Origin of the sequence: Pseudomonas sp. COR18 (genome assembly GCF_048568395.1) — a bacterium.
Lineage (GTDB): Bacteria > Pseudomonadota > Gammaproteobacteria > Pseudomonadales > Pseudomonadaceae > Aquipseudomonas > Aquipseudomonas fuscovaginae_B.
Genome location: NZ_CP183808.1, coordinates 2,077,212 through 2,102,081, shown reverse-complemented (window position 1 = coordinate 2,102,081; position 24,870 = coordinate 2,077,212). Strand labels below are relative to the sequence as shown.

The 24,870-nt window shown below is 63.4% G+C and carries 23 protein-coding genes; 18 read left to right on the top strand and 5 right to left on the bottom strand.

Features of this window, described 5'->3' with window-relative positions:
- The first annotated feature begins 281 nt into the window (after nt 1-281).
- From gltB to gspM, 15 genes are all read left to right on the top strand, one after another.
- Nucleotides 282-4,730, top strand: coding sequence for a glutamate synthase large subunit (gene gltB / locus ACM62G_RS09705; protein WP_419737074.1), 4,449 nt, complete (start codon nt 282-284; stop codon nt 4,728-4,730).
- Nucleotides 4,731-4,761: 31 nt separating this feature from the next.
- Complete coding sequence (locus tag ACM62G_RS09700; RefSeq protein WP_054059809.1) at nt 4,762-6,180, top strand: FAD-dependent oxidoreductase; 1,419 nt, start codon at nt 4,762-4,764, stop codon at nt 6,178-6,180.
- A gap of 105 nt (nt 6,181-6,285) precedes the next feature.
- Entirely contained in the window at nt 6,286-7,353 is a 1,068-nt protein-coding gene (gene hemE / locus ACM62G_RS09695) for a uroporphyrinogen decarboxylase (protein ID WP_054059808.1), read from the top strand.
- Between the two features lie 440 nt (nt 7,354-7,793).
- Nucleotides 7,794-9,242, top strand: coding sequence for a lytic polysaccharide monooxygenase (locus ACM62G_RS09690; RefSeq protein WP_419737073.1), 1,449 nt, complete (start codon nt 7,794-7,796; stop codon nt 9,240-9,242).
- A gap of 343 nt (nt 9,243-9,585) precedes the next feature.
- Nucleotides 9,586-10,086 carry a type II secretion system protein N gene (locus ACM62G_RS09685; protein ID WP_419737072.1) on the top strand — a complete coding sequence of 167 codons (501 nt, stop codon included), beginning with the start codon at nt 9,586-9,588 and terminating at the stop codon, nt 10,084-10,086.
- Complete coding sequence (gspD, locus tag ACM62G_RS09680) at nt 10,083-11,981, top strand: type II secretion system secretin GspD (protein WP_054059805.1); 1,899 nt, start codon at nt 10,083-10,085, stop codon at nt 11,979-11,981. The genes ACM62G_RS09685 and gspD overlap by 4 nt, the downstream gene beginning before the upstream one ends.
- Nucleotides 11,978-13,441 carry a type II secretion system ATPase GspE gene (gspE, locus tag ACM62G_RS09675; RefSeq protein WP_419737071.1) on the top strand — a complete coding sequence of 488 codons (1,464 nt, stop codon included), beginning with the start codon at nt 11,978-11,980 and terminating at the stop codon, nt 13,439-13,441. Before gspD ends, gspE begins: the two co-directional genes overlap by 4 nt.
- Before the next feature lie 2 nt (nt 13,442-13,443).
- Complete coding sequence (gene gspF / locus ACM62G_RS09670) at nt 13,444-14,655, top strand: type II secretion system inner membrane protein GspF (protein ID WP_419737070.1); 1,212 nt, start codon at nt 13,444-13,446, stop codon at nt 14,653-14,655.
- Between the two features lie 3 nt (nt 14,656-14,658).
- Nucleotides 14,659-15,099, top strand: coding sequence for a type II secretion system major pseudopilin GspG (gene gspG / locus ACM62G_RS09665; RefSeq protein WP_054062085.1), 441 nt, complete (start codon nt 14,659-14,661; stop codon nt 15,097-15,099).
- Between the two features lie 3 nt (nt 15,100-15,102).
- A complete protein-coding gene (gene gspH / locus ACM62G_RS09660) occupies nt 15,103-15,573 on the top strand; it encodes a type II secretion system minor pseudopilin GspH (RefSeq protein ID WP_054060911.1) in 471 nt (156 codons plus the stop codon).
- Complete coding sequence (gene gspI / locus ACM62G_RS09655; protein WP_419737505.1) at nt 15,563-15,940, top strand: type II secretion system minor pseudopilin GspI; 378 nt, start codon at nt 15,563-15,565, stop codon at nt 15,938-15,940. Before gspH ends, gspI begins: the two co-directional genes overlap by 11 nt.
- Complete coding sequence (gene gspJ, locus ACM62G_RS09650; RefSeq protein WP_419737069.1) at nt 15,937-16,482, top strand: type II secretion system minor pseudopilin GspJ; 546 nt, start codon at nt 15,937-15,939, stop codon at nt 16,480-16,482. Before gspI ends, gspJ begins: the two co-directional genes overlap by 4 nt.
- Nucleotides 16,479-17,339, top strand: coding sequence for a type II secretion system protein GspK (locus ACM62G_RS09645; protein WP_273823210.1), 861 nt, complete (start codon nt 16,479-16,481; stop codon nt 17,337-17,339). Before gspJ ends, ACM62G_RS09645 begins: the two co-directional genes overlap by 4 nt.
- Nucleotides 17,336-18,433: a type II secretion system protein GspL gene (gene gspL, locus ACM62G_RS09640; RefSeq protein ID WP_419737068.1), complete on the top strand. Its 1,098-nt coding sequence runs from the start codon at nt 17,336-17,338 to the stop codon at nt 18,431-18,433. Before ACM62G_RS09645 ends, gspL begins: the two co-directional genes overlap by 4 nt.
- Complete coding sequence (gene gspM, locus ACM62G_RS09635) at nt 18,430-18,894, top strand: type II secretion system protein GspM (protein WP_419737067.1); 465 nt, start codon at nt 18,430-18,432, stop codon at nt 18,892-18,894. Before gspL ends, gspM begins: the two co-directional genes overlap by 4 nt.
- Here gspM and ACM62G_RS09630 read toward each other — a convergent pair.
- From ACM62G_RS09630 to ACM62G_RS09620, 3 genes are all read right to left on the bottom strand, one after another.
- Nucleotides 18,891-19,535 (bottom strand): retron system putative HNH endonuclease, encoded by a 645-nt coding sequence (locus ACM62G_RS09630; protein ID WP_273823207.1) that lies wholly within the window; start codon nt 19,533-19,535, stop codon nt 18,891-18,893. The two genes, gspM and ACM62G_RS09630, sit on opposite strands and share 4 nt — an antisense overlap.
- Nucleotides 19,532-20,773, bottom strand: coding sequence for an AAA family ATPase (locus tag ACM62G_RS09625; RefSeq protein WP_419737066.1), 1,242 nt, complete (start codon nt 20,771-20,773; stop codon nt 19,532-19,534). Before ACM62G_RS09625 ends, ACM62G_RS09630 begins: the two co-directional genes overlap by 4 nt.
- A gap of 78 nt (nt 20,774-20,851) precedes the next feature.
- The gene (locus ACM62G_RS09620; protein ID WP_273823205.1) at nt 20,852-22,129 is read right to left on the bottom strand and encodes an MFS transporter; all 1,278 of its coding nucleotides are present in this window, start codon (nt 22,127-22,129) and stop codon (nt 20,852-20,854) included.
- 118 nt (nt 22,130-22,247) lie between these two features.
- Between ACM62G_RS09620 and ACM62G_RS09615 the strand changes: the two genes are divergently transcribed.
- From ACM62G_RS09615 to ACM62G_RS09605, 3 genes are all read left to right on the top strand, one after another.
- The gene (locus tag ACM62G_RS09615) at nt 22,248-23,147 is read left to right on the top strand and encodes a LysR family transcriptional regulator (protein WP_054060918.1); all 900 of its coding nucleotides are present in this window, start codon (nt 22,248-22,250) and stop codon (nt 23,145-23,147) included.
- Between the two features lie 84 nt (nt 23,148-23,231).
- Nucleotides 23,232-23,537: a type II toxin-antitoxin system RelE/ParE family toxin gene (locus ACM62G_RS09610; RefSeq protein WP_081006091.1), complete on the top strand. Its 306-nt coding sequence runs from the start codon at nt 23,232-23,234 to the stop codon at nt 23,535-23,537.
- Nucleotides 23,534-23,821 (top strand): addiction module antidote protein, encoded by a 288-nt coding sequence (locus ACM62G_RS09605; RefSeq protein WP_419737065.1) that lies wholly within the window; start codon nt 23,534-23,536, stop codon nt 23,819-23,821. Before ACM62G_RS09610 ends, ACM62G_RS09605 begins: the two co-directional genes overlap by 4 nt.
- A gap of 108 nt (nt 23,822-23,929) precedes the next feature.
- On the opposite strand, the gene ACM62G_RS09600 is transcribed toward ACM62G_RS09605, so the two are convergent.
- Both ACM62G_RS09600 and ACM62G_RS09595 read right to left on the bottom strand, forming a co-directional pair.
- Nucleotides 23,930-24,376, bottom strand: a complete 447-nt coding sequence (locus ACM62G_RS09600; protein WP_054060920.1) for a hypothetical protein — start codon at nt 24,374-24,376, stop codon at nt 23,930-23,932.
- Nucleotides 24,377-24,415: 39 nt separating this feature from the next.
- Nucleotides 24,416-24,856: a hypothetical protein gene (locus tag ACM62G_RS09595; protein ID WP_054060921.1), complete on the bottom strand. Its 441-nt coding sequence runs from the start codon at nt 24,854-24,856 to the stop codon at nt 24,416-24,418.
- Nucleotides 24,857-24,870 lie beyond the last annotated feature (14 nt).

The window sequence follows — 24,870 nt, the reverse complement described above, 5'->3', positions numbered from 1 at the left end:
CAAAGCTGCGTGCCTTGTGGTGTCTGCGTCACGGTAGATTTGAGTCGTAGCGGTCAAAATTCAAAAAATCTTTGACTAGCACGAAAGATCGTTTTAAACCTTTCATAAATGCGACACGAATTTTCGACATTTCGTCTCTAAATTTGTGGGCGTCTGTGTCGGTGTGTACAATGACCTCCCTTTTGCCCCTACAAAGTCGGCGTACGTTCGGCGTGGATGGTAAGCGGTTGAATTGAAAAGAAATTTGCCTCGTTGAGAGGCAGCCTGGTGAGAAAGTGTCTATGAAAGCAGGTCTGTACCAACCAGATGAATTCAAGGATAACTGCGGTTTCGGCCTGATTGCCCACATGCAAGGCGAACCCAGTCATCACCTGTTGCAGACGGCCATCGAGGCCCTGACCTGCATGACCCACCGTGGTGGGATCAACGCCGATGGCAAGACCGGTGACGGTTGCGGCCTTCTGATCCAGAAGCCCGACCAGTTCCTGCGTGCTGTCGCAAAATCGCAATTCGGTAGCGATCTGCCCAAGCAATATGCGGTGGGCATGGTGTTCTTCAACCAGGACCCGGTCAAAGCCGAAGCCGCGCGCGAAAACATGAATCGCGAAATCCTCGCGGCCGGCCTGCAACTGGTGGGCTGGCGCAAGGTGCCGATCGATACCAGTGTCCTCGGCCGCCTGGCCCTTGAGCGCCTGCCGCAGATCGAGCAGGTATTCATCGGCGGTGAAGGCCTGAGCGACCAGGCGTTCGCCATCAAGCTGTTCAGCGCCCGTCGTCGTTCGTCGGTGGCCAACGCCGCCGATACCGATCACTACATCTGCAGCTTTTCCCACAAGACCATCATCTACAAGGGCCTGATGATGCCGGCGGATCTCGCCGCCTTCTATCCGGACCTCGGCGACCCGACGCTCAAGACCGCGATCTGCGTGTTCCATCAGCGTTTCTCGACCAACACCCTGCCGAAATGGCCGCTGGCGCAACCGTTCCGCTTCCTGGCGCACAACGGCGAGATCAACACCATCACCGGCAACCGCAACTGGGCCCTGGCCCGTCGCACCAAGTTCGCCAACGACCTGATCCCCGATCTCGACGAGTTGGGCCCGCTGGTCAACCGTGTCGGCTCCGACTCTTCGAGCATGGACAACATGCTGGAGCTGATGGTGACCGGCGGTATCGACCTGTTCCGCGGCGTGCGCATGCTGATTCCGCCAGCGTGGCAGAACGTCGAGACCATGGACGCCGACCTGCGTGCGTTCTACGAATTCAACTCCATGCACATGGAGCCCTGGGACGGCCCGGCGGGCGTCGTGATGACCGAAGGTCGCCACGCGGTCTGCCTGCTCGACCGTAACGGCCTGCGCCCGGCGCGCTGGGTCACCACCAAGAACGGCTACATCACCCTGGCGTCGGAAATCGGCGTGTGGAACTACCAGCCGGAAGACGTCATCGCCAAGGGCCGCGTCGGCCCGGGGCAGATCTTTGCCGTGGACACCGAGACCGGGCAGATCCTCGACACCGATTCGATCGACAACCGCCTGAAGTCGCGCCACCCGTACAAGCAATGGCTGCGCAAGCACGCCCTGCGGATCCAGGCGACCATGGAGGACAACGACCATGGTTCGGCGTTCTACAACGTCGAGCAGCTCAAGCAGTACATGAAGATGTACCAGGTCACCTTCGAGGAGCGTGACCAGGTGCTGCGCCCGTTGGGCGAGCAGGGCTACGAAGCGGTCGGCTCGATGGGCGACGACACGCCGATGGCCGTGCTGTCCCAGCGTGTGCGCACGCCGTACGATTACTTCCGCCAGCAGTTCGCCCAGGTGACCAACCCGCCGATCGACCCGCTGCGCGAAGCGATCGTCATGTCGCTGGAGATCTGCCTCGGTGCCGAGCGCAATATCTTCGAAGAGTCGCCGGAACACGCCTCGCGGGTGATCCTCAGCTCGCCGGTGATTTCGCCGGCCAAGTGGCGCTCGCTGATGAACCTTGAACGTCCGGGCTTCGAGCGCCAGATCATCGACCTGAACTACGAGGAGAGCGTCGGCCTGGAAGCGGCCGTGCGCAACATCGCCGACCAGGCCGAGGAAGCCGTGCGTGCCGGGCGTACCCAGATCGTCCTCAGCGACCGTCATATCGCCCCGGGCAAGCTGCCGGTGCACGCGTCCCTGGCCACCGGTGCGGTGCACCATCGCCTGACCGAGAAGGGCCTGCGCTGCGACAGCAACATCCTGGTCGAAACCGCCACCGCCCGTGACCCGCATCACTTCGCGGTGCTGATCGGTTTCGGTGCCTCGGCGGTCTATCCGTTCCTGGCCTACGAAGTGCTGGGTGACCTGATCCGCACCGGCGAAGTGCTGGGCGATCTCTACGAAGTCTTCAAGAACTATCGCAAGGGCATCACCAAGGGCCTGCTCAAGATCCTCTCGAAGATGGGCATTTCGACCATCGCCTCGTACCGTGGCGCGCAGTTGTTCGAAGCCATCGGCCTGTCCGAGGAAGTGGTCAACCTGAGCTTCCGTGGCGTGCCGAGCCGGATCAAGGGCGCCCGTTTCGTCGACCTCGAAGCCGAGCAGAAGCTGCTGGCCGCCGAAGCCTGGAGCGCACGCAAGCCGATCCAGCAGGGCGGCCTGCTGAAGTTCGTCTACGGCGGCGAATACCACGCCTACAACCCGGATGTGGTCAATACCCTGCAGGCTGCCGTGCAGCAGGGCGACTACGCCAAGTTCAAGGAATACACCGCGCTGGTGGACAACCGTCCGGTGTCGATGATCCGCGACCTGCTCAAGGTCAGGACCCTCGACCAGCCGCTGAGCCTCGACGAGGTCGAGCCGCTGGAGGCGATCCTCAAGCGCTTCGACTCGGCGGGTATCTCCCTCGGTGCCCTGTCGCCGGAGGCCCACGAAGCTCTGGCCGAGGCGATGAACCGCCTCGGCGCACGCTCCAACTCGGGTGAGGGCGGCGAAGATCCATCGCGCTACGGCACCATCAAGAGCTCGAAGATCAAGCAGGTGGCGACCGGCCGTTTCGGCGTGACCCCGGAATACCTGGTCAACGCCGAAGTGCTGCAGATCAAGGTGGCCCAGGGCGCCAAGCCCGGTGAGGGCGGCCAACTGCCTGGCGGCAAGGTCAACGGCCTGATCGCCAAGCTGCGTTATGCGGTACCGGGCGTGACCCTGATCTCGCCTCCGCCGCACCATGACATCTACTCGATCGAAGACCTGTCGCAGCTGATTTTCGACCTCAAGCAGGTCAACCCGCAGGCGCTGGTCTCGGTGAAACTGGTGGCGGAAGCCGGCGTCGGCACCATCGCCGCCGGTGTGGCGAAGGCCTATGCCGACCTGATCACCATCTCCGGCTATGACGGCGGTACCGGTGCTTCGCCACTGACCTCGATCAAGTACGCGGGCGCACCATGGGAACTCGGCCTGGCCGAAACCCACCAGACCCTGCGCGGCAACGACCTGCGCGGCAAGGTCCGGGTGCAGACCGACGGCGGCCTGAAAACCGGCCTCGACGTGATCAAGGCGGCCATCCTCGGGGCCGAGAGCTTCGGCTTCGGCACCGCGCCGATGATCGCCCTGGGTTGCAAGTACCTGCGTATCTGCCACCTGAACAACTGCGCCACCGGCGTGGCGACCCAGAACGACAAGCTGCGCAAGGACCACTACATCGGTACCGTCGACATGGTGGTGAATTTCTTCACCTACGTCGCCGAGGAGACCCGTGAGTGGCTGGCGAAGCTGGGCGTGCGCAGCCTCGAGGAACTGATCGGGCGTACCGACCTGCTGGACGTCATCGAAGGCCAGACCGCCAAGCAGCACCACCTGGACCTGACCCCGCTGCTGGGCAGCGATCATGTGCCGGCGGACAAGCCGCAGTTCTGCCAGGTCGACCGCAACCCGCCATTCGACCAGGGCCTGCTGGCCGAGAAGATGGTGGAAATGGCCCGGCCTGCGATCAACGACCTGAGCGGTGCCGAGTTCGACCTGGACATCTGCAACTGCGACCGTTCCATCGGTGCGCGGATCTCCGGCGAAATCGCCCGGGTCCACGGCAACCAGGGCATGGCCAAGGCGCCGATCACCTTCCGCTTCAAGGGCACGGCCGGGCAGAGCTTCGGCGTGTGGAACGCCGGTGGCCTGAACCTGTACCTCGAAGGCGACGCCAACGACTACGTCGGCAAGGGCATGACCGGCGGCAAGCTGGTGATCGTGCCGCCCAAGGGCAGCGCCTATCGCACCCAGGACAGTGCCATCGTCGGCAACACCTGCCTGTACGGCGCCACGGGCGGCAAGCTGTTCGCCGCCGGCACCGCGGGCGAGCGTTTCGCCGTGCGTAACTCCGGTGCCCACGCCGTGGTGGAAGGCACTGGCGACCACTGCTGCGAATACATGACCGGCGGTTTCGTCTGTGTACTGGGCAAGACCGGCTACAACTTCGGTTCGGGCATGACTGGCGGTTTCGCCTACGTGCTGGACCAGGACAATACCTTCGTCGACAAGGTGAACCACGAGCTGGTGGAAATCCAGCGGATCAGCGGTGAAGCGATGGAAGCCTATCGCAGCCACCTGCAGAACGTGCTGGACGAGTACGTCGAGGAGACCGACAGCGAATGGGGTCGTAACCTCGCCGAGAACCTGGATGACTTCCTGCGGCGCTTCTGGCTGGTCAAGCCGAAGGCAGCCAGCCTGAAGTCGCTGTTGTCCAGCACCCGTGCCAACCCGCAGTGATGCGCCTGAAGAGTTTGATGAGGTTTTTGTAATGGCTGAACGTCTGAGTAACGACTTCCAGTTCATCGATGTCGGGCGCAAGGATCCGAAGAAGAAACTGTTGCGTCAACGCAAGAAAGAGTTCGTGGAAATCTACGAGCCCTTCAAACCCCAGCAGTCGGCCGACCAGGCCCACCGCTGCCTGGGTTGCGGCAACCCGTACTGCGAATGGAAATGCCCGGTCCACAACTTCATCCCCAACTGGCTGAAGCTGGTGGCCGAAGGCAATATCCTGGCCGCGGCCGAGTTGTCCCACCAGACCAACACCCTGCCGGAAGTCTGCGGCCGGGTCTGCCCGCAGGATCGCCTGTGCGAGGGGGCCTGCACCCTCAACGACGGTTTCGGCGCGGTGACCATCGGTTCGGTGGAGAAGTACATCACCGATACCGCCTTCGCCATGGGCTGGCGTCCGGACATGTCCAAGGTCAAGCCGACCGGCAAGCGCGTCGCGATCATCGGTGCGGGCCCGGCGGGCCTGGGCTGCGCCGACGTGCTGGTGCGCGGCGGGGTGACCCCGGTGGTGTTCGACAAGAACCCGGAAATCGGTGGTCTGCTGACCTTCGGCATTCCCGAGTTCAAGCTGGAAAAGACCGTGCTGAGCAATCGTCGCGAAGTCTTCACCGGCATGGGCATCGAGTTCCGTCTCAACACCGAGGTGGGCAAGGACGTGACCATGGAGCAACTGCTCGCCGAGTACGATGCGGTCTTCATGGGCATGGGCACCTACACCTACATGAAGGGCGGCTTTGCCGGCGAGGACCTGCCAGGCGTGCATGACGCCCTGGACTTCCTGATCGCCAACGTCAACCGCAACCTGGGCTTCGAAAAGTCGCCGGAAGACTTCGTCGACATGAAGGGCAAGAAGGTCGTGGTACTCGGTGGTGGCGACACCGCGATGGACTGCAACCGCACCTCGATCCGCCAGGGCGCCAAGGCCGTGACCTGTGCCTACCGGCGTGACGAGGCGAACATGCCCGGCTCGCGCAAGGAGGTGAAGAACGCCAAGGAAGAAGGCGTGAAGTTCCTCTACAACCGCCAGCCGATCGCGATCGTCGGTGAAGACAAGGTCGAAGGTGTGAAGGTGGTCGAGACCCGTCTCGGCGAGCCGGATGCCCGTGGCCGTCGCAGCCCCGAGCCGATTCCGGGCTCCGAAGAGATCATTCCGGCCGACGCCGTGGTCATCGCCTTCGGTTTCCGTCCGAGCCCGGCACCCTGGTTCGAGCAGTTCGGTATCCAGACCGACAGCCAGGGCCGTGTGGTCGCTCCGGAAAAGGGCCAGTTCAAGCACCAGACCAGCAACCCGAAGATCTTCGCCGGTGGCGACATGGTGCGGGGTTCCGACCTGGTGGTAACGGCAATTTTCGAAGGCCGCAACGCCGCCGAGGGTATCCTCGACTACCTCGGTCTTTGATCCACACCGCGACAAATTGACCCGATAGACAAAAGGCACGGCTCTCGCCGTGCCTTTTGCGTTGAGCTCTGAGAAAATGCCCGCACTTTTTCTCCGGATGCCGACATGACTGCCCTGAAGAACGACCGTTTCCTGCGTGCCCTGCTCAAGCAACCCGTTGACGTCACTCCCGTATGGATGATGCGTCAGGCCGGTCGCTACCTGCCGGAATACCGCGCCAGTCGCGCCAAGGCCGGCGATTTCATGAGCTTGTGCATGAACCCGTCGTTCGCCTGCGAAGTCACCCTGCAGCCCCTGGACCGCTATCCGGGCCTGGATGCCGCGATCCTGTTTTCCGATATCCTGACCATCCCCGATGCCATGGGCCAGGGCCTGTATTTCGAAACCGGCGAGGGGCCGCGCTTCAGAAAGGTCATCGACAACCTGGCCGACATCGAGGCGCTGCCGATCCCCGATCCGCAGAAGGACCTGGGCTACGTCATGGACGCGGTGAGCACCATCCGCCGTGAACTCGACGGCCGGGTACCACTGATCGGCTTCTCGGGCAGCCCCTGGACCCTGGCGACCTACATGGTCGAAGGCGGTTCGTCGAAAGACTTCCGCAAGACCAAGGCCATGCTCTACGACAACCCGCAGGCCCTGCACCTGCTGCTGGACAAGCTGGCGCAGGCGGTCACCGCCTACCTCAACGGGCAGATCCTGGCCGGTGCCCAGGCGGTGCAGATCTTCGACACCTGGGGCGGCAGCCTGTCGGCGGCGGCCTACCAGGCGTTCTCCCTGGCCTACATGCGCAAGATCGTCAGCGGCCTGATCCGCGAGCACGAAGGGCGCAAGGTGCCGGTCATCCTGTTCACCAAGAACGGTGGCCTGTGGCTGGAAAGCATTGCCGAGGCCGGTGCCGACGCACTGGGCCTGGACTGGACCTGCGACCTGGGCGACGCCCGGCGCCGGGTCGGTGGCAAGGTCGCCCTGCAGGGCAACATGGACCCGACCGTGCTGTACGCCAAGCCCGAAGCCATCCGTGCCGAAGTGGCGCGGATCCTCGCCAGCTACGGCGAGGGCTCCGGCCATGTATTCAACCTGGGCCACGGTATCACCCCGGAAGTCGATCCGGAGCATGCCGGCGCTTTCATCAACGCCGTGCACGAGTTTTCCGCGCAGTATCACCGCTGAGTCTTCGGCGGCAGCCACGGCCCCTTTGACGGGGCCGTTGGTCTTTTTCTTTGTGTTCCGCTTTTTTCCCCTCGTAGTGTAAGAGTATTCCTATTTTTACCGTCTATTCCGGTCGTTTTCTGAAAGTTATTTCGAAGGCTGTTGTGCTCTCTGTCCTTGAAAATGAGACTTCTCGGGAAAAATAAATATTGCTGATGATTCGCTCTTCTGGCTCGGAATTTTCTTACAGCTAAAAAAATCAATGTTCGTAAAATCCACATCCGAGTTCTTACTGCGGAAGTTATAGCGGTATGGGATTCGGAGTTTTCTATTGCTACTCAAATGACTATCGATTGATGGGGCTTTCCCAGGGATAGGTATGTCCGCATCAAGGGTATTTCTCTACTCGAATTACATGGATACGAATACTTCAGTAATTCATTCCGGGATTGGAAACTATGATGAGAAAACGTTCGGGTTCGGTCGCAGCAGGTATGTCCTCGCTGGCCATGCTCACGGCTCTGGTCGCTTCGCAACAGGCTGCGGCTCACGGTTATCTGAGCAACCCACCGTCGCGGGCCTATGCCTGCCAGCAGGGGTTGAACAAGGACTGCGGAAACGCGCAATACGAGCCGCAAAGTGTCGGTGAGACCTTCAAGGGGTTTCCGGCAGGTAGTGGAGGTGGCCCCTTGCAGGGTCCCATCGACGGCAAGATCGCCAGCGGCGGTTCGGCCAGTTTCTCCGCGCTGGATGCCCAGAGCGCGACGCGTTGGAGCCTGAGCGAAATCAAGGACCGCGATATCGAGTTCACCTGGGACTACACGGCGGCACACCCGGCGACCAAGCACGAGTACTTCATCACTCGGGCCGGCTGGAACCCGAACCAGCCGCTGACCCGCGCCTCGTTCGACAGCGCGCCGTTCTGCGAAGTGGACGGGCGCAACGAGCTGCCGGTTTCCGGTGCCAGGCATGCCTGTTCCATTCCGTCGGACAGGACCGGCCAACACGTGATCCTCGGCATCTGGACCGTGGGCGATACCGCAGCGGCGTTCTACAACGTGGCGGATGTGAACATCCTCCCCGAAGCGGTCACCCCGGATGGCTGGCATACGGTCGGCAACATCACGCCGACTGCCACGGCCCTGCTGGTGGGCGACAAGGTCAAGGCGCGTGGTTTCGGCAATGAGGGTGAAATCAACGAACGGCGTGTCGAGATCGCCATCGCCACGGCCGAAGAGGGGCGTCCGGAGAACTGGTCGTTCAAGCTGGCCGAGCAGATCAACCGGACCCAGGAGCTGGTGCGTGCCGGTGTGCGCGATGACGAGGGCAAGATCAATCCGATCAAGGGGGCGAACAAGATCTTTGCCAGGGCCGAGAGTGGCGTCAAACGCTATGAATTGCAGATGGAGCTGCAGGAGGATGCTGCCGCCGAACTGCGTATCGCGACGCTGGGCAACGACCTGGTGCTGGACAAGGGGCGTCTCGCCTTGCCGGTACCGTTGCTCGGTAACCGCCTGATGAATGTCGAACTCACGGTGTTCAATGCCAACAACAAGGCTGTGGGCTCCATCACGCAACAGATCGAGGCCGGCTCTGTCAGCCTGAACGTGGATGTGCGCAGTGCCCCGGGCCCTCATCAGGTCAAGCTGGTGGGCGTGACGCCTGATGGCCGTACCACTCGCCAGGATCTGGTGGCCATCGAGCTGGGTGGCGAAGGTGTCGGCCAGGACTACGACTGGGTGTATCCGCGGGAAATTGCCAGCTATCGGCCGGGCACCACTGTACTGGTGGATGACACCGTCTACGAGTGCAAGCCGTTCCCGGATGGAGATTGGTGCAAGATCCCTAGCGAACATCACTACAAACCAGGTCACGGAACAAACTGGCAGGATGCCTGGATAGCCAAGTAACAGTCTCCGTCGGGACCTTGGATAACAAGTTGTCCAGGGTCCCGTCTGGGAGATGCTGGGTGTCAATGGATGAGCTGTTGTTGGGTAGGCAAGGAATCATCCACTCGTTGTTTTGTTTTTTATTTATGTGGGTTTCTGGTTGTCGTTAATTCATTGGTGTTCTTGAGCGGGCTTCATATAAGGATGTTTGATGCTCCCATCTATATAGGGATTGCATTATCTTGTTCAGTGTTTTTTTGGGGAACTTGTCCCTTACTTTTTTCGTTATTCGAATCCTTGCCGCTATTGGCAGTGGTTGCCGTGACGTTCATGGAATCATCCACTACCCATGGCGTATGCGCGGGTGAAGCGTCCTGTGTGGGTTTTGTCGTTTGCGCTGCCATTGGCGTATGGTGCCTGGTTGGCCTGGGATGAGTGGCTGTTTCGTCGCGATCTGCCGAGCACGCCGGTTGCCGCCGTGGTCAGTGCCGCCGTTGCCCCGGTAGCACCGCTCAACCATGCGGCGGTGGCCACGGTACTCGGCCTGCAGCCCCGTGATGCGTTGGCTCGCAGCGCCGAGCCGTTGCAGTTGCGGGCCAGTTTTGTCGCCAGTTCGGGGGCTTCCCGCGCGTTGCTGGCGGGCACCCAGGGGCAGCAGGTGTATCGGGTTGGGGACAGCCTGCCCGGCGGTAGCGTATTGCGCCGGATCGAAGCCGGGCGTGTGCTGCTCTGGCGCAACGGTCGCGAGGAACTGCTGGCGCTGGAGACGCCGGCTCGAAGGTCATTGTCGCCACTCGGCAATGCGACCCCGGCTGCCGGGACAACCTCCTCGCATCTGCGGCCAGTGCTTCGGGGAACCCCATGAGAGTCCCCAGAGTATTGGCCTCCTGGCGCCTGCTCGCCGGTGGCCTGCTGTTGTCGCTGATGCTGCCGACGGCGTTGGCCGAGGAGCCGCATTGGCAATTGGCGATGAACGATGCCGAACTGCGCGACGTGGTCCGGGAGATGTCATCGATCCTTGGCACCACGGTCGTGCTCGACCCGCGCGTCCAGGGGCGTATCACGGTGCTTTCGGAACAGGCGCTGGATCGCGAAGGGGTACGGCGGCTGTTCTACTCGGTGCTCGATGCGCACAACTTCACGGTGATCGATGAAGGCGACCGCATTCTCATCACGCCGGTGGCGGATGCCCGTACCCGGCCCAGCGATGCCGACAGCCACAGCGCCCAGGCCGGGCAGTTCGTCACCCAGGTGGTGGCCCTGAGCAACAGTACGGCCAGCGACATCGCCGCGCTGGTCCGGCCGCTGGTCTCGGTCAACGGTTATGTCGGTCCCTCGGCCTCGGCCAATGCCGTGGTGATCACCGACGGGGCCGGCAACGTCCGACGTATCGCCAGAATCGTCCGCGAGCTGGATGCCGGTCACAGGCACGCCCATGATGTGCTGTCTCTGCAGCACGGCCTGGCTGCCGACCTGGCGCGGGTGCTGGAGCAGTCCCTGGGCAAGCAGGGCGCCGAGTCGGGCAGCCAGGTGATTGCCGACACCCGCGGCAATCGGCTGTTGCTGATCGGTCCCCAGGCGGTGCGCAAGCGCCTCGTCGAGCTGGCGCGTTCGCTCGACACGCCGGTTCCGGCGGGCGCGGACAATGCCCGGGTGATCCGCCTGCGCTACAGCGACGCCAAGCAATTGGCCGATGTGCTGGATGCCATGGGGCAGGGGCTCGGTCAGGACGTGGCCGGTGTTTCCAGCCGGGACAACCCGGTGAACAAGGCGGTGGTCAAGGCCGACGAAAACCAGAACGCCCTGGTGCTGATCGCCGAGCCGAGCCAGGTCAGGACCCTGGAGGCCATCGTGCGCCAGCTCGACCAGCCGCGTTCCCAGGTGCTGATCCATGCGGCGATCGTCGAGATTTCCGGGGACATCAACGAGGCCATTGGCGTGCAATGGGGCGGCAAGGCCGGCAGTGCCCAGGGAGGCATTACCTTTGCCGGCGCCGGTGTCGTCCTGCCGGGCTTTGGTGGCGCTGACGCCAAGCTGCCCGATGGAGCCGTGCTGCGCGTCGGCAACGACCGTTTCGGCATGCTGGTTTCCGCCCTGGCGAGCAATGTGCGCAACAACGTGCTGTCCACCCCCAGCCTGCTGACCCTGGATAACCAGGAGGCGGAAATCCTGGTGGGGCAGAACGTGCCTTTCAAGAGCGGTTCCTACCAGACCTCCGGCACTGGTAACGACAAGCCCTATACCACGGTCACGCGCGAGGATATCGGCATCAAGCTGAAGATCCGGCCGCACATCAACGAAGGTTCGACCCTGCGCCTGCGGGTCGAGCAGGAGAACTCCGAGCTGGCGCCGAGCAGCGAGGTGACGGATGACCTGATCACCAACAAGCGGGCGCTCAAGAGCACCATCCTGGTCGATGACGGCGAGATCATCGTCATCGGTGGCCTGATCAAGGACAGCGTCCGCAACCAGGAAAGCGGCGTGCCGCTGTTGCGCAATATTCCCTACCTGGGGGCGCTGTTTCGCTGGAGCAGCGAAAAACATGAGAAGACCAACCTGATGGTGTTCCTGCGGCCGACCATCGTGCGTGGCAAGGAGGACCTGGTCGAGGCCAGCACCACCGGCTACAACCGTTTGCGCGAACTCAGCCGGCCTTCGGCGCGCCAGGGCAATTCGCTGCTGCTGCCGAGCGATCCGCAGCGCCTGTTCGATGGCGATGACAGCGCGGTCGACCTGCGTCGACAGCAGGCGGTGCCATGATCGGCCGGCTGCCGTTCGGCTTCGCCCGGCGTTTTGGCGTGCTGCTGGAGCTGCAGGGCGAAGGGGCGACCCTGCTGATCCGGGCAGACACGCCGTTGACCGCGCTGGCCGAGGCACGGCGCCAGCTCGGCCGGGATTGGCCCGTGCAGGAACTCGACGAGGCGGACTTCGCCGCCCGTCTGGCCGCCTGCTACAGCGATGGACAGAGTGCCGCCGAGCAGGTCGCCCAGGGCCTGGACGACGAGCTCGACCTGATCAGCCTGGCCGATAACCTGCCGCCCACCGCCGACCTGCTGGAACAGGAGGGCGACGCGCCGATCATCCGCCTGATCAATGCCCTGCTCAGCGAAGCGGTGCGGGAAAAGGCCTCGGATGTGCATCTGGAAACCTTCGAGCACAGTGTCTCGGTGCGCCTGCGGGTGGATGGTCAACTGCGCGAAGTGCTGCAGCCGCGGCGTGAGCTGGCCACCTTGCTGGTGTCGCGGATCAAGGTCATGGCGCGGCTGGATATCGCCGAGAAACGCGTGCCCCAGGATGGTCGGATCGCCCTGCGGCTGGCCGGGCATGAGGTCGATGTGCGGGTCTCCACCCTGCCTTCGGCCCATGGCGAACGAGTGGTGCTGCGCCTGCTCGACAAGCAGGCCGGACGCCTCGAACTGGCGCGGCTGGGCATGCCGGGCGAGACCCTGGAGCGGTTCCGGCGAATCCTCGGCAAACCCCACGGGATCTTCCTGGTCACGGGGCCGACCGGTTCGGGCAAGACCACCAGCCTCTACGCGGCGCTGAATCATCTCAACGACCGCACGCGCAATATCCTCACGGTCGAAGACCCGATCGAATACCACCTGCCCGGCATCGGCCAGACACCGGTCAACCCCAAGGTCGAGATGACCTTCGCCCGGGGGCTGCGGGCGATCCTGCGCCAGGACCCGGACGTAGTGATGGTCGGCGAGATCCGCGACCGGGAAACCGCAGCCATTGCCGTGCAGGCCTCGCTGACCGGACACCTGGTGCTGTCGACCCTGCACACCAATAGCGCAGCGGGGGCGGTGACCCGTCTGCTGGACATGGGCGTGGACGCCTACCTGCTCGCCTCATCGCTGGTCGGCGTGCTGGCCCAGCGGCTGGTACGCACCCTGTGTCCCGAGTGCAAGGCACCGGTACATGCCGATGCGGCCGCCTGCCAGCGTCTCGGGCTGGCGCCGCAGGCCGCGCCGAGGCTGTTCCGCGCCGTGGGCTGTCCGCGCTGCCAGCAGGGCTATCGTGGCCGTACCGGTATCTATGAGCTGATCGGCATCAACCAGGCCCTCGCGCAGATGATCCACAACGGCATCAGTGAACCGGAGCTGGCCCGCCAGGCCCGCTGCCTCGGCCCCAGCCTGTTCCAGGACGGGCAACGCCTGGTGCTGGAAGGGCACACCAGCCTCGATGAGCTGCTGCGCGTCACGCAGGAGGACTGAGGATGCCGACCTTCGACTATCAGGCCCAGGACGCCCATGGCCGCTCCTGCAAGGGCCAGCAGCAGGCCGAGAGTGCGCGGCATGCCCGGCAGTTGCTGCGTGAGCGTGGTTTGCTGCCGAGCGTACTGAAGCCGGTCCGGGAACGTTCCGGCGTGCTCGGCGGTCGGGGAGCCGGCCGCCGCCTGGGCGCTGCCGAACTGGCCTTGCTGACCCTGCAACTGTCGACCCTGGTCCAGGCCGGACTGCCGCTGGAAGAGGCCCTGCGGGCGGTGGCGGCGCAGAGCCGCAAGCGGCGTACCGCGAGCCTGCTGGCGGCGGTGCGCGATCGGGTCCTGGAGGGCTACGCACTGTCCTCGGCACTGGCCGGCTTCCCCGGAGCCTTTCCCGAACTGTTTCGCGCCAGCATCGCCGCGGGCGAGCGTTCCGGTCACCTGGGCCAGGTGCTGGAGCAACTGGCGCATTACACCGAGGCGCGTCAGCAGGCGCGGCAGAAGATCCAGCTGGCGCTGGTCTATCCGCTGGTCCTGCTGCTGGCATCGCTGGGCATCGTCGGCTTCCTGCTGGGTTTCGTGGTGCCGGACGTGGTGCGGATCTTCACCGACAGCGGCCGCGAGCTGCCGCTGCTGACCCGTGGGTTGATCAGTCTGAGCGAGGGCCTGCGCGACTATTTCTGGCTGCTGTTGCCGGGAGTGCTCGGTCTGGTCCTGCCGCTGCGCGGTGCCTGGCGGCAGCCGGCCCTGCGCCTGTGCTGGCACGCCTGGCTGCTGCGCGCGCCACTGGCCGGCGGCGTGCTGCGGGCCGTGGAAGCGGCGCGTTTCGCCAGCACCCTGGCGATTCTCGGCAGGAGCGCGGTGCCCCTGGTGGATGCCCTGGAGATCTCGGCCGCGGTGATCGGCAACCTGGCGATCCGCGCGCGCATGCGCGAGGTCGCCCGCTCGGTACGCGAGGGCGGCAGCCTGACCCGGGCCCTGGAGCACAGCGGCGACATCCCGCCGCTGATGCTGCACATGATCGCCAGTGGCGAACGCGCCGGCGAACTGGACAGCATGCTGGCGCGTGCCGCCGAGCAACAGGAGAAAACCCTGGCGGCCCGAATCGCGCTGGTCGTGAGCCTCTTCGAGCCGGCCATGCTGGTGGCGATGGGCGGCATCGTGCTGCTGATCGTCATGGCCATCCTGCTGCCGATCCTCAGTCTCAACCAAACGGTGAATTGATTCATGAAAACCTCCGCATCCTTTCGGCAACATGGCTTTACCCTGATCGAGATCATGGTCGTGGTGGTCATCATCGGCGTGCTGGGCGCGCTGGTGGTGCCACAGTTCATGGGGCGCACGGACCAGGCCAAGGTCACGGCGGCGCGCACCGATATCCAGGCCATCGGTACGGCATTGGAGATGTACCGCCTCGACAACTTCCACTATCCCTCGACCCAGCAGGGCCTCGAGGCCCTGGTGAACAAGCCGCTGGGTGCGCCGCAGGCGAAGAACTGGAACCCCCAGGGCTACCTCAAGCGCCTGCCGGTCGACCCGTGGGGCACGCCGTACCAGTACCTCAACCCGGGAGCACGGGCCAAGGGCTACGATCTCTACTCCTTCGGCGCCGATGGCATGGCCGGTGGCGAGGAGCTCGCCGCCGATATCGGCAATTGGGATCACTGACCGATGCCGGCGCGCTCGCGTGGTTTCACCCTGTTGGAGCTGCTGGTGGCCATGGTGATCATGGGCGTGGTGGCCGGGCTGATCGGCTTTTCGATGAAGCCCAGTCCGTTGCGTCAGGCCCATCACGAAGCCGGCGCGTTGCTGCAGTTGCTGCAGCATCTGCGCGAGCAGGCCGTGCTCGAAGGTCAGGAATTCGGCCTGCGCATCGATGCCGAGGGCTACCAGGTGGTGCTGTACGAGCGCCCGGAATGGCGTGCGGCCGGCGCCCCCTATCGCCTGCCCGACGGCCTGTACTTTCGCCTGGAGCTCGAAGGACAGCCGCTGAAACTCGGCAACCGGCCGAACCAGCCGCAGTTGCTGCTGCTGAGCAGCGATGAAATGAGTGCCTTCACCCTGCATTACGAAACCGCCCAGCGACGTTGGCTGAGCGTTTCGGGAGACGGTCTTGGCGACCCGGCCATCGATGAAGGCTGAGGGCGGCTTCACGCTGCTGGAGGTCATGGTGGCCCTGGCGGTGTTCACCGTGCTGGCCGCCGCGGTACTGTCGGCCAGTGACTATGTGCTGCGCCAGGGCGGCAGTCTGCAGCAGCGGCTGTTTGCCGTCTGGCTGGCGGACAACCAGTTGACCGAACTACGCCTGCAGGCTTCTCCCGTACCCGGGCGGCAACAAGGGCTGCAGCGCTTCGACGGTCGTGAGTGGCGGTTGAGCCAGACCCTGAGTCCGTCCCCCGACCGGCGTCTGATGCAGGTCGAGCTGGAGGTCCGCCTCGGCAACGACCCGCAACCGCTGCATCGCCTCACGGGCTGGTTGCCGATGACCGTGAACGAGGAGGCGCAATGACCCGACAGGCCGGTTTCACCCTGCTGGAACTGGTGATCGCCCTGGCGATCTTCAGCCTGCTGAGCCTGGGCAGTTGGCGGCTCTACGAGGGCCTGCTGCGGGTACAGGCGCAGGTCGCGGACCATGAACAGGCACTGCGCAGCCTGCAGCGGGCGGTGGCTGTGCTCGAGCGGGATCTCATGCAGGTGGCCGCCTCGGGGAACTCCCCGGCCTTGCGCCTGCATCAGGGCGAATTGAGCCTGCAGCGGGGCAACTGGCGCAACCCGCTGGACCAGCCACGCAGCGAGCGCCAGGCGGTCAGCTATCGCCTCGAGGCGCAGCGCCTCTGGCGCCACAGCCGCAGCCCCGAGCTGGCGATTCCCCACAAGCAGGTGCTGCTGGGCGATGTACGCGAGTTGCGCTGGCGTTTCCACGATCCCCGGGCGGGCTGGCGCAGCGACTGGCCGGCTGGCGCCAAGCTGCCGCGGGCGGTGGAGGTGACCTTGTCCACCGGGCGTTTCGACGGGATTCGCCGGGTCATCCTGTTGCCGGAGCCAGCATGAGCCTGCCCCGGCAGCGAGGTGTGGCGCTGATCACCGTGCTGCTGATCATGGCCCTGGCGCTGTTGCTGACCGGCAGTCTGCTGCGCAGCCATCGCCTGACCTTGCAGGGCAGCACCCAGCATATTCACCAGGTGCAGTTGCGCCAGTGGGCGCTCGCTGCGGAGGGCTGGGCCGGCCAACTGCTGCCGGGGCCATCGCCGACGGTGATGCGCAACGTCAACCTGGCCCAGGACTGGGCGCAACGGCCGCTACCGTTGACGCTGCCTGGCGTCGAGGTGCGTCTGGACATCGAGGACCTGGCGGGACGCTTCAACCTGACGCCGCTGCTCGCCCCCGGCAAGGCCGATGAAATCGTCCAGGCCCGCTGGGCCCGGCTGCTGGAGCGGCTGGACATCGCCGCCATCGACCTGGCGCCGTTGCGGGGCACCGAGGTTGTCGATCCGAGCCAACTGCGCCTGCTGCCTGGCATGGACGAGCCCAGCCTGCGTCGCCTGGAGCCCTGGGTCGCCCTGCTGCCGGGCGAGGCCAGGCTGAACGTCAACACGACCCGTGCATTGCTGCTGTCGACCCTGGAGGGCATGACCGACAGCGATGCGCAGATGCTCATCCAGCAACGCCCGGCCGAAGGCTATCCGGATGCCGCTACCTTCGCCCTGGTTTCCGGACTCAAGGGCCGTGGCGTCGCCGTTCATGGCCTGGGCGTAGGCAGCCGCTGGTTTCGGGCCTCGGTCGAGGTCGCCGCCGGACGCAGCCGACTGCGGCTGGTCAGCGATCTTGAACTCGACCCGAAAACCGGGCGCGTGCGTGTTGTGCAGCGTCGTTTTCTCGCTCCGACCCAAGGTGAACCCTCCCTATGATCCCGTGGCTGTACCTTTACCCGTCAGGGCTCGATGTGCCTGACGAACAGTGGCCGGTCGCCTGCTGGCAGGCGTCTGATGATTGGCGCGACATGAGCCTGGCCGAAGCCGCCGCGCTCCTGGCGGGGAACCCCGTGCGAGTGGTAGTGCCGATGGAACTCTGCAGTTGGCTGCGCAGCGAGCCCTGGCCGGGTCGCCGCCGACCGGCCGCCCAGGCGCTGGCCTATGCGCTCGAGGAGCAACTGACGGATGATCCGGACAACTTGCACCTGGCCGTGGGCAGTGCCGATCCGGCTCGTCGTTATCCATTGCTGGTGGTCGACAAGGTGCGCTTCGGCGCCATTGTCACCCTGCTGCAACAGAGGGGGCTGCAGTTGGCGAGCGTGCAGGCCGATGCCGACCTGTTGCCTGCCGACCAGGCCTACTGTGTCTGGTGGGCTGGCCGCTGGCTGCTGGGTGGTGGCCTGACAGCCCGCCTGGCAGTGTCTGAAGCGGCCTTGCAGAACCTGGCTGCACGATTGCCGGCGACGCTTTGTCGGCTGGATCGCTCGCAATCGGCACAGGCCTTCGCACTGTTGAGTTCGGGGCAGGGGACGGAGTTGCTTCAGGGGCCGTTTCGACCGGACAGTGGGCGCAAGCCGTGGCGGCCGCTGCTGGCGACCCTGCTGGCGCTGTCTGTCCTCTCGTGGGGCTTCTCCCTGGCGCGCAGCCATTATCTGGAAACCCGGGCCGACCGGCTTTACGAACAGAGTGTCCGGCATTTCCAGACGCTTTACCCGGAGCAGACGCGGGTGGTCGACCTGGCGGCCCAGCTCAGGGCGCTCGGCTCTGTGCTGACGCAGCAACCCCGGCAGATGGCCCGGCTGGTGCAATTGATCGAGCAGGTGATCGGTGGCAGTGGCGTCGAGGTCCAGCGTATCGAATACCGCGCCGGCGCGGGCTGGACGCTGGCGTTGACGGCCAGTGACTTCAGCGAGCTGGAACGGCTGCGTGAGCGTGGGCGGCAGCACCAGTTGCCCATCCAGCTCGGCAGCGCGAGCAAGGAGCGCAACCGTGTGCGCGCTTTGTTGACGCTGGAGGAACAGAACGGATGATCAGTCGCCTGCGGATAGTCGCCCTGTTGATCGAGCGCTGGCAGCGCCTGGCCCGGCGGGAACGCCAGTGGCTGGCCTGGCTGGGAATCTTCCTGCTGGCGGTGCTGTTGTTCAGCGGCTTCTGGCAACCGGCGCAACAACGCCTGGACAAGGCCCAGCGCCTGTACCAGCAACGCCTGGCCCTGCTCGCCGAGGTACAGAATGCGCGACCGGCCGCCGCCCGGCTGGATTCGACACAACCGTTGTCGGCCCGCTTGGGTGAGACCGCGCGCGCGGCGGGGCTCGAACTGCAGCAACTGGACCAGGACGGCCAATCGCTGCGCCTGACTATTTCGGGAGAAGCCCAGGCCCTGCTCGGCTGGCTGGAGCGTATCGAGCAGGGCGGAGCGCGGTTGCAGAATCTGAGCCTGGAACCGCGTGATCAGCTCCTGGAGGCGCGGGTGGTATGGAGTGCGGACTAGACGGCAAGCAGTTGTTCAGCGTATCGCGCGACGACGTGGCTGAACGGGAACTGACGGGCGTCTTCAATCGAGCGGAAGTGGGCAACGGTTTTGCGAAGGTCTTCTTCGGATGCGTCAAGCAGGAAGTCGTTATCGAAGAAACCCAGTAGCTGTTCTTCACGCCGGTTGTTGAGATAGGCGATATCCAGAGCCAGTGCCTCGATCATTTTGCTCGCGGCCGGATCGTTGTTGCTGGATGCCTCTATTTTTCCGTTGAGCAAATAGCGGAAACGCTGCTCGCAGCCCTCGTCGAGAGGGGAAACATGGAGTTCCTCATCGAACCAGTTGCCCTTGCGATGGCCACAATGCAGCGGGTTGCCTGGTCTGGTTTCCCGTAGGCAGGAGGCGTGCAGGTTGCCATAGTCGAGTGCAAGGTGCTCGAAATGTTCCTGTGGGCGGAAATGTTCGATGTGGCTGCTGTGGAGGTCGATGTCGCGGCCACAATAGCAACAGGCATGGCGTTGTTCTTGCAGCAGGCTGTTGTGCAGGTCGCGTTTCTGCGGATTCTGTAGGGTGTCGTAGGCTGGCTGCCAATCCGGGTTCGCGTCGGCTTTCCAGGCGGTGAATGATGCAGGCTCAGTTCCCTTGATCACTTGCTTCATTTGCCCAGCACCTCCTTGCGCTTGAGCAGGGCTTCGGCTCTGGCGAATTCGGGAAGGTCCGGTGCCTCTGCCTTCAGGCTGGAAAGGCGGGCCTTGGCCTCTTCCAGATTGTTGCTTTCCAGGGCCGAGAACAGCTCGCTCAGCAGGCTCTCCACCTTGGGCTCGCGCTGCGGAGCGCCCATCACCTCTTCGAGTACCCGGCTTGAATCAAGACCGTAGGAGGCTCGCGGGTGAGAGCTGTCGCCGTTGTCCAGCACGATGATTTCTTCCGGGCGCAGGCTGCCGATGATCTGTGGCGAGTGGCTGGCGGCGATGAACTGGACCTTGGGGAACGCCGACTTCAGAGCATGGACGATGGTGCGTTGCCAGGCCGGGTGAAGATGGATATCCAGTTCGTCGATGATGACCACACCCGAGGTGTTTTTCAGCACATCCTTACCCATGTGCGGGTTGAGGATGCACATGCGACGGGCGATGTCGGCGATCAGGGCGATGAGGCCGCGCTGGCCGTCGCTGAGGTCGTTGAAAGGGATGGTTTTTCCTTCGTCAACATCAACCAAAAGCTGCTGCAGTCTTAGGTCATAACGCAAGTTTCCGGCTTGGGGGAGGGCTACTCGAATGGCGTCGTTTATTATGGAGAGTTCGTCATCGAGAGATTTAACTGCCGTTTTTGCGTCCAGAAGGTATTGCAGGCGCAGTAGAGTTCTACCGATTAGCCAACCCTCGAAATCTTTCAGGTCTACGACCGCATCCGCCCAGTTCAGATAGCCGGTCAGACGGAAAACTCTGTACTGCGCTGCAAACTCTGCAGTAACTCCGACCCCCTTCCAGCGACGATTTGCACGATAGTAGGCAAGTACAGGAGCATCATTCGCAGCAAGCACTGTTAGGTTACTTGAGTTGGGTAAGCTGGTGTCATTCAAGCCGTTGATCTGGACATGCCATTCGGACAACCCGAAAGCTTCACCCTCGGCGGTGATTTTTGTTGGGAAGCAATGTTCGGAAGTGATACGGCCATTCACGTTCTTGATCACGAAACGAATGTCTTGCTCAGGGACTGATTGGGCAAGGCTGGAAAACTCCTCTCCAAGACCTGCGAAGCACCTGGCCACCGCATTCAGCAACGAAGTCTTCCCACTCCCATTGACCCCCACCACCAGATTGAATCCCGGTTGGAAGTCAAAGTGAGCATCTTCGTAGCAACGAAAATTCTGAATATGCAGATGGTCCAGGCGCATGCCGGCTTCCCTTACCAAAACGATCGGATGCGCTCAGTGTACCTTGGTGCACCGCAACCGCCAGCGGTGCAGTTGTCTCTAGACTTTTACGTTGCTCGCCAGCACTGGCAACCGCGCCAGTTTCAGTGCTACCAGCAAGGCCACCACCAGCAGGCCGCCAATGAACATCCCGATGCCATTCCAGCCCGCGTAGTGCCAGGCCACGCCGCCCAGCGTACCGGCGACGCTGGAGCCGGCGTAGTAGCAGAACAGGTACAGCGATGAGGCCTGGCCCTTGGCTTTCAGGGCACGGCGGCCGATCCAGCTGCTGGCGACCGAGTGCGCGCCGAAGAAACCGAAGGTGAACAGCAGCACCCCGCCGATCACCACCGGCAGCGGCGTGACCAGCGTCAGGGCGATGCCCAGCAGCATGGTCACGATCATCGACCACAGCACCTTGCGCCGACCCAGCTTGTCGGCCAGTGCGCCGATCTGCGCCGAGCTGTAGATGCCCGACAGGTAGACGATCGACAGCAGGCCGACAAACGCCTGGCTCAGGCCGTAGGGCTCGGCCAGCAGACGATAGCCGATGTAGTTGAACAGGGTCACGAAGGCGCCCATCAGCAGGAAAGCTTCGAGGAACAGCCACGGCAGGCCGGCATCGCGGAAGTGGATGGTGAAGCCGTTGAGCAGGTTGCGGGTATTGAGCCGGCTCGGGCGGAAGTTGCGCGACTCCGGCAGGATCCGCCAGAACACCGTCGCGGCAATCAGCGCCAGGCCGCCGATCACCAGCAGCGCGGTGTGCCAACTGACGAAGTCGATCAGCACGCCGATGATCAGCCGCCCGCTCATCCCGCCGATGGCGTTGCCGCCGATGTACAGGCCCATGGCGAAGCCGATGTGCTGGGGATGGATCTCTTCGCTCAGGTAGGTCATGCCGACCGCGGCCAGGCCGCTCAGCGACAGGCCCACCAGCGCACGCATGAGCAGCACGCCCTGCCAGTTGGGCATGAAGGCACCGAGGATCGTGAACAGCGCGGCACTGAACAGCGCGACCACCATCACCGGCTTGCGCCCGAGGCTGTCGGAAATCGGCCCGGTGATCAACAGACCGATGGCCAGCATCGCGGTGGCGACCGACAGGATCAGGCTGCTCTGGGCGGCATTGATCCCGTACTCCTTCGACAGCACCGGCATCATCGGTTGCACGCAGTACAGCAGGGCGAAGGTCGCGAAGCCGCCGCAGAACAGCGCCAGCACGGTGCGCATGAACGCCGGGGTGCCTTTTTCGATGTAGGTGTCGCTGGGGCGGGGGGCAATAGCGTCGGGGACGTCGGGGGGAACTTCGTGAGCGAGGGGAGCGACAGCAGTTTTCACGGTGGACCTCGGGAGGTGCATTCGGTCAGGCAGTGAAAAAATCATATAGCTGGCTAAATATTCTTTCCAATATATTGTTCGACCTGTTTGATAGGTTTGACGACTTAATGAGGTGTCCATGGAATTGCGTCATCTGCGCTACTTCATCGCCGTCGCCGAAGAGCTGCATTTCGGTCGCGCCGCAGAGCTGCTGGGGATCTCCCAGCCGCCGCTGAGCCAGCAGATCCAGGCGCTGGAGCAGGAGCTGGGGGCGCGTTTGTTCGAGCGGACCAACCGTCGGGTCGAACTCAGCGAGGCGGGTCGGCTGTTTCTGGAGGAGGCCCGATTGGTGCTGGCGCAGGTCGACAAGGCGGCGGATGTGGCCCGGCGTGCCCAACTGGGCGAGTTGGGTGAACTGAAGATCGGTTTCACCTCGTCGGCTCCCTTCAACTCGACGATTCCCCAGGTGATCTTCTCGTTTCGCCAAGCCTACCCGGCGGTACACCTGAACCTGCAGGAAATGAGCAGCAAGAGGGTCGCCGACGCGCTGATGGACGAGTCGATCGAGGTCGGCCTGATGCGTCCACTGGCGTTGCCCGATGCCCTGCATGTGGTCGAGTTGATGCGCGAGCCGCTGGTGGCGGTGCTCAGCGCCAAGCACCCGCTGGCCAATGGCAGCGAGGCGGGTCTGCACCTGTCGGAGCTGGCGCAGGAGCCTTTCGTGTTCTTCCCGCGCAGCTATGGCAGTGGTCTGTACGCGCAATTGATGACCCTGGCGCGGCAGGCCGGCTTCAGCCCGCACTTCGCCCAGGAGGCGGGCGAGGCGATGACCATCATCGGGCTGGTGGCGGCGGGCCTTGGGGTTTCGGTGTTGCCAGCGTCCTACCAGCGCATCCGCATCGATGGCGTGGTCTACCGGCGCCTGCTCGACCCGGACGCGATCTCCTCGGTGTGGCTGGTGCAGCGCAAGGACCAGAAGTCGCCGATGGCCAAGGCGTTTGTCGAGTTGCTGACGCAGCGGGCAACAGAGAGGGTTTGATTCTGCTGGGTTCAGTAGAGATTTCAGACGGGGAGCGCTTACTTGGCTGATCTTTCTGGTGTAGCCTTTGGGCCACACTAGGCCATGATGGAAATTATTCGAAGTGCGGCATTTTCCGAATGGCTCAGCATGTTGCCTGACAGTCGTGCGCGGGTTCGCATACAGGTTCGTATCGATCGTATGGCCGACGGCAACTTTGGTGACGTGAAGTCAGTGGGTAAGGGACTGAATGAGGTCCGAGTCGATTATGGGCCAGGTTATCGGGTGTATTTCACCTATCAGGGTCATCATTTGGTGATCCTTCTTTGTGGCGGAGATAAAAGCAGCCAGCGCCGCGACATCAAGCAAGCTTCGCTGATTGCCAAGGCCTGGAGAGAGTCGAGAACATGACTGAGCAATTCGCAAAATGGGATTCAGCCGAGTACCTCAAGACTGAAGAGGACATGGCCAATTACCTGGATGCCTGTATGGAGGAGGCCGGTGACGATCCTGCTTTCATAGCCAAGGCCTTGGGGACGCTCGCCAGGGCGCGTGGCATGACGCATGTGGCGCGTGAGTCGGGGCTTTCTCGTGAAAGCTTGTATCGCGCCTTGTCCGGTGAGGGTAACCCGGAGTTTGGCACCATCCTGAAAGTGGTCAGGGCCTTGGGACTCAAGCTTCACGCTTCCACCTGAGTGTGTCGAGTGGCGTGAATGCCCTGGCGCTGGCATTGGCCTGCTGGCGGTGGTGTCGTGATCGACACCACCCACCGGTTGTTACCAACTGACAGCCTTCACTGCCGGTTACTGCACCTTCGACAGGTCACCCTTGAGCGCTACGCCACCGATGAATGCGCCTGCATGGCACTCGTAGGTGGTCGGGCTCCTGGTTTCGTTACGCTTGTAGTAGCTGACGATATTGGTCACCGCGTTCGCCCCGGCTTTTTTCGCTGCGTCGTGCAGGGTGATCAGTGCCGACTGCAGGGCCCAGGCGCAGGCTTCCTCGTCGCTCTTGTTGAAGGCGTTGGTCTTCTTGTTGGTGACCGCGCCCGGGCTGACTACCGTGACCTTGCCCTTGGGCGTGTTGCCAGCCAGGTAGAACTTGACGCTGCCATCGATCTTGCCGGTGCTGACCGCTTCGGCCACCACCTTGTCGAATGGCAGGTTCAGCGTAGTGTCGCGCGCCTGGCTCAGGCCTGGCAGGCAGCACAACAGCAGCGCGGCAGCGGCGGCCCAGGTTTTTGTCTTCATGGTCAACTCCTTGTTTTGCAATGCACGGAAAAAACGTGGTTACTGGCTGATCGGCTGCGCCTCGCCGACACCGATGGCGCGAGCGGTGCTCTGGGCATCGTGGTCGCGCAGCTCACGCAGGATGCCCTTGTCCAGCAGGCGCACCCAGCGGATGTAGTTCTTGTGGATCTTGCCGTCCTTGTAGTCCATGCCGCTGCTGTCGCGGTAGGCGATGTTGTAGCCGCTGGCGCTGTAGTTGATGTCGATCTCGACGTGGAATTTCTCGCGCACGGTGATCTCGGCCTGAATCTGCGACGGGTTGACCCGTTGCACGCTCCACTTGCGCTTGACCAGGGTGGTGAGGATCGCCTGTTTCATCTGCTCCTGGCTGGTCTGGATCTCGGGCGTGACGGTGCGGGTCGGGGTGATGATCTTCTTGCTGGTGCAACCGGCAGTCACCAGCAGGGCCAGGGCGATCAGTACAACGCGAAACAGGGACATTCCATTTCTCCAGT